5 protein-coding genes are annotated in these 4,386 nt (G+C 62.5%); all 5 read right to left on the bottom strand.

What is annotated here, in order from left to right; all coding sequences use genetic code 11:
• Positions 1-175 precede the first annotated feature (175 nt).
• Entirely contained in the window at positions 176-1,126 is a 951-nt protein-coding gene (locus E5W70_RS31125) for a substrate-binding domain-containing protein (protein WP_292665081.1), read from the bottom strand.
• Between the two features lie 229 nt (positions 1,127-1,355).
• Positions 1,356-2,363, bottom strand: a complete 1,008-nt coding sequence (locus tag E5W70_RS31120; RefSeq protein WP_292665080.1) for an aldo/keto reductase — start codon at positions 2,361-2,363, stop codon at positions 1,356-1,358.
• A 250-nt stretch (positions 2,364-2,613) separates the two neighbouring features.
• Positions 2,614-3,408, bottom strand: coding sequence for a tetratricopeptide repeat protein (locus E5W70_RS31115; RefSeq protein WP_292665079.1), 795 nt, complete (start codon positions 3,406-3,408; stop codon positions 2,614-2,616).
• Positions 3,365-3,817, bottom strand: a complete 453-nt coding sequence (locus E5W70_RS31110; protein WP_292665078.1) for an OmpA family protein — start codon at positions 3,815-3,817, stop codon at positions 3,365-3,367. The genes E5W70_RS31115 and E5W70_RS31110 overlap by 44 nt, the downstream gene beginning before the upstream one ends.
• Positions 3,818-3,848: 31 nt before the next feature.
• Positions 3,849-4,386 (bottom strand): hypothetical protein (locus E5W70_RS31105; RefSeq protein ID WP_292665077.1); only part of this gene is annotated, 538 nt, incomplete at its 5' end.

Genomic DNA, 4,386 nt, shown 5'->3' with positions numbered 1-4,386 from the left:
CCCTTACCCTCTCCCCGTCTAGAGACGGGGAGAGGGGGGCGCCAGCGTTGGAGCGCGTCCCTTCTCCCCGTCATTATACGGGGAGAAGGTGCCGGCAGGCGGATGAGTGGCGGCGCCAACTTTGGCGATCGATCTTGCTCGCGGGACTGTGCACCATCAGCGCTGATCACAGACCTTACTTCGTCTCGCCCAGCCTTTCCGCCTTGTCGAGATTGTCCTTGCCGATGACGATCGGCGTCAAAAGCACCAGCTTTTCCTTCGGCTCGGTCTTGTCCTTGGCGTAGGCGACCGCGATCTGCACCGCGGTACGCGACTGCTCGCCGGGGAATTGCTCGACCGTGCCGGCCAGCTTGCCGTCGCGCACGGCGACCAGCGCTTCAGGAAGCGCGTCGAAGCCGTAGATCTTGACGTCGGTGAAGTTGCGCGCCGCGCAGGCTTCGACCGCGCCGAGCGCCATGTCGTCATTGGCGCAGATGATCGCGTCGGGCTTGCCGTTGGCGGCAAGGCCGGCCTCGGTGACGGACAGCGCCTCGGCGCGGGCGAAGTTTGCGGTCTGCTCGAAGATGATCTGGTACTTGTCCTTCATCGGATCGAGGACGTTGTGCACACCCTTGTTGCGGTCGATCGCCGGGCCGGCGCCGGGCTGACCCTGCAGATGGAAGATCTTGGCCCCGTTCGGGAACGCCGCCACCATGGCCTGTGCTTCGGCCTCGCCGCCCTTGACATTGTCGGCGCCGACATGGGCGAGGATGCCTTCGACGCCCTCGACGCGGCGGTCGATGGTGACGACGGGAACGCCGGCCTTCACCGCTTCCTCGATAGCTGGGGCCAGCGCGTTGACGTCGAGCGGCGAGATGACGATGGCGTTGACCTTCTGCACGAGTGCCGCTTCGATATCGGCGGTCTGCTTGGGCGCCGAGTTCTGGCCGTCGCTCTCGACCAGGTTGACGCCTTGCGCCTGCGCCTCAGCCTTGATCTGGTTCAGCATGTGCACGAAGAACGGAAAGCCGAGGCTCGGCACCGAACCGAGGATGGTCAGCTTGTCCTGGGCAAAAGCCAATTGCGGAGCGGCCAGCGCCAAGGCGCCCATCGCCGCGGACGACAGCAGGAATTCACGTCTGTTGATCAATTTAGTCTCCTCCCAGATGAGCGCACGACCCCGAAACCGGAATGGGTTTTCCGGAAGGTTCCTTGCGTCGATTCAAAAATGGAGTGTCCTTCGAGCGCCCAACTCATATTTGAAGGGACGCAACGGCGCTCCAGCCGGTCCACCGCGACGTTCTCCTCCGCCCGGTGCCTGCCGGCGGATGCTAGCCAAGGCCGGAGCTTTGCGCAAGAACGGGAGAAGGCAAGACCTACCGATCGATCATCACCATGGTGCGCTCGCCGTAGCGCGGACCGGCGACCTTGCCGGGCGCCAGCGCGTCGTCGAGCACCTGCATCTCGGCGGCGTCGAGCCTTATCGAAGCCGCGGCGACGTTCTCCTCGAGGTATTTTCTGCGCTTGGTGCCGGGGATCGGCACGATGTCGATGCCGAAACCGCCCCCCTTGTGGAGCAGCCAGGCCAGGGCGATCTGACCTGGCTTGACGCGCTTCGCCGCGGCGATGTCGAGTACCGTGGCCGCCGCCTGCATGTTGGCGTCATAGTTGGCGCCCTGGTAGCGGGGATCGCCGCGCCGGTAATCGCCCTCCGGATAGTCTTCGGCGCGCCTGACATCGCCGGTGAGAAAACCGCGGCCGAGCGGCGAGAACGGCACCAGGCCGATGCCGAGCACCTTCAATAGCGGAATGATCTCCGGCTCCAGATTGCGCTCCCACAGTGAATATTCGCTCTGCACGGCCGACACCGGATGCACGGCATGCGCCCGGCGGACGTTGGCGGCGCCGGCTTCAGAGAGGCCGAAGAAGCGGACCTTGCCCTGAGCGATCAGCTTGCCGACAGCACCCGCCACATCCTCGATCGGCACCGCCGGATCGACGCGGTGCTGATAGAGGAGGTCGACGTGGTCGGTGGCGAGCCTCCTCAGCGAACCTTCCAAAGCCTCGCGGATATGTTCGGGCCGGCTGTCGCGCTCGGTGCCGACTTGCTTGCCGTTTTCAATGCGGAAGCCGAATTTCGTCGCGATCGTCACCTCATCGCGCCGGCCCTTCAGCGCGCGGCCGAGCAGTTCCTCGTTGGTGAACGGCCCGTACACTTCGGCGGTGTCGAGGAAGGTGCAGCCGAGTTCGATGGCGCGGTGCAGCGTGGCGGTCGATTCCGCCTCGTCGGCCGGGCCATAGGACTGGCTCATGCCCATGCAGCCGAGACCGATTGCCGAGACTTGCAGCCCCTGGCTGCCGAGTTTGCGCATCGTCAATGTCATCTGAGGTTCTCCGGGGTCGGTGTCGCAGTCCAAGCCGCCATATCCCACATAGCGCGCCGGGTCGGTTTCCACAGCCGATGGCTGACCGGCCATTTGATCCAGGTCAAGGTGCGCCGCATCGATGCGCTTACAGTGTCCGCTGTCTTGGGAAGGACGCAAGGAGGCGGGTGGTCCGGGCCGGAAAGGCCAGAAGCAGCTAGCTTCGGACCACCCGTGGCCTTGATTGATGCGATCGCCACCAATCACACCATTAGTTGGCAGTGGTGCGCATATAAGACCAATCGCTAGCAGCGTAGCGGCCACCCCTTCGTGCCACGGCGAGCACGCGCCATGCGAAGGCTCCCTTATGACTTGAGAGAGCCACGTTCAGGCTCGAAATATCGACAAAGCCGGAATAGATCTCACTTGAACCAGATGGCACAAGTGCGAGCAACTCCACGAAGAAGCGCACTCCCTCTGGTTGCTGGCGTGCCGTCCACACGAGCTTGACACTATTTGCGCTGGAGCCAATCAACTCGCCATATGTAGGCGCGATGAGTATTGGAGCGGAAAGCGTCGCGGCCTTTGCGCCACCAGAGCGAATGGCAGTCAGGCGCGCGCGAGCAGCCGGGAGACCGGATGCTTTGAACCACGCACGGGCGAGATCGACGTTTTGCGGAACGCCTTGCCCTGCCTCGTAAAGCTGGCCGAGATTATATGCCGCTCTTCGAATGCCATGAGAGGCCGCACGCGCGTACCATGTGGCGGCTTGCTCCATATCCGGGGACACGCCGCGGCCGCTGTCAAGCATGATGGCAACATTGAATTGTGCTTCGGGAAGACCCGCTTCTGCAGCACGGCGGTACATGTCGAAGGCGAGCCGAGCACCTGTCGGCCCGCCCATCAAGTCTTGTCGCAGTGCCTCGCGAAACAAAGCACTCGGATCCTCGGCGCTAGCCGGCGTCACCGACTGTGCGAACGCGAGCAATAGACTGGCCGCGGTCACGAAGCGGCGCACGGCGTTAGCGCCAGGTGATCTCGACACGACGGTTTTCAGGTTCGGCAATACCCTCTTCGGTCGGAACCGCGAGTTCTGTTTCGCCTTTCGCCAGGACCTGGAACCGGTCGACCGGAAGTCCGCGATCGAGCAAAGCTTTCAGCACCGCTGTCGCCCTGCGCTGAGAAAGCAAGAGGTTCTGCCCTGGTGTTCCGGCACGATCGGCACTGCCAGTAACGATCATGACTTGCGGCTTGCCCTCGTTGAAGGCGCGAGACGCTTGATCGAGGACTTCTCTGTCCTTGGGAAGAATTGTGCTGCTGCCGGTGCCGAAATGGATGACCAATGGGGCCGGTCCACTTTGTGGTTTCGCGCTTTCCGGCGTCGCGGGCGAAGGCGGATCTGTTTGCGCGAAAGCAGATGTGCTTCCCAGCAGGGCAATAAAGGCGAGATGGCGAACAAAGCAACTGAGGTTCATATCAGACTCCTGTTTTGCGCTACCTTACTAGTTACCGCCCGATTGCCACTTCGATAGTTCCGGGGCGGGGGAGTGAACCATCATCCGCAAATGCGCGCTGGATGAGTGCAGCTTCCACAAGCCCAGCCGCTATACGCTCTGCGCTTGGTCGATCTTCATTATAAAAGTACATGACTTCGTTTGCCCGAGAGCTTGTGGGTGAATTGCCAGATTTTACGACGTCGAGCCCCTGGGCTCGCAGACTCCGCTCAAGGGTCGCCGCTCGTGTCCGCGCGGAATCGCGGTTACGCGCAAAGCGCAGAATGACTCGTGGAGTTGTATCTGGGGGCAGAACGATATCAGGCGATGTGCCGATGGTTGCGGTAGACTGAGGCTGAGACGACTCTTGAGGCTGAAATGCTTCAGCAAACTGCTTTTCAAGGCGATCCATCTGCTTTTCAAGGCGATCCATGCCGGCATGATTGTCCGTCGCCTGCCGCCGCAATTTCTCGATCTGAGGCACGAGCTCGGACCCCTGGCGATCGAGTGCGGCCGCATCCGGTGACGGTGCCCGAGCGATGTCGCTCACC

Origin of the sequence: Mesorhizobium sp. (assembly GCF_005063415.1) — a bacterium.
Taxonomy (GTDB): Bacteria; Pseudomonadota; Alphaproteobacteria; order Rhizobiales; family Rhizobiaceae; genus Mesorhizobium.
Note: the sequence above shows the minus strand (reverse complement) of the source record. Positions and strands in the feature narration are given on the sequence as shown.

What these genes read in the sequence shown, in the direction of transcription:
- E5W70_RS31120 (WP_292665080.1), bottom strand. Translation starts at nt 2,363, where the DNA reads ATGACATTGACGATGCGCAAACTCGGCAGCCAGGGGCTGCAAGTCTCG.
- E5W70_RS31110 (WP_292665078.1), bottom strand. Translation starts at nt 3,817, where the DNA reads ATGAACCTCAGTTGCTTTGTTCGCCATCTCGCCTTTATTGCCCTGCTG.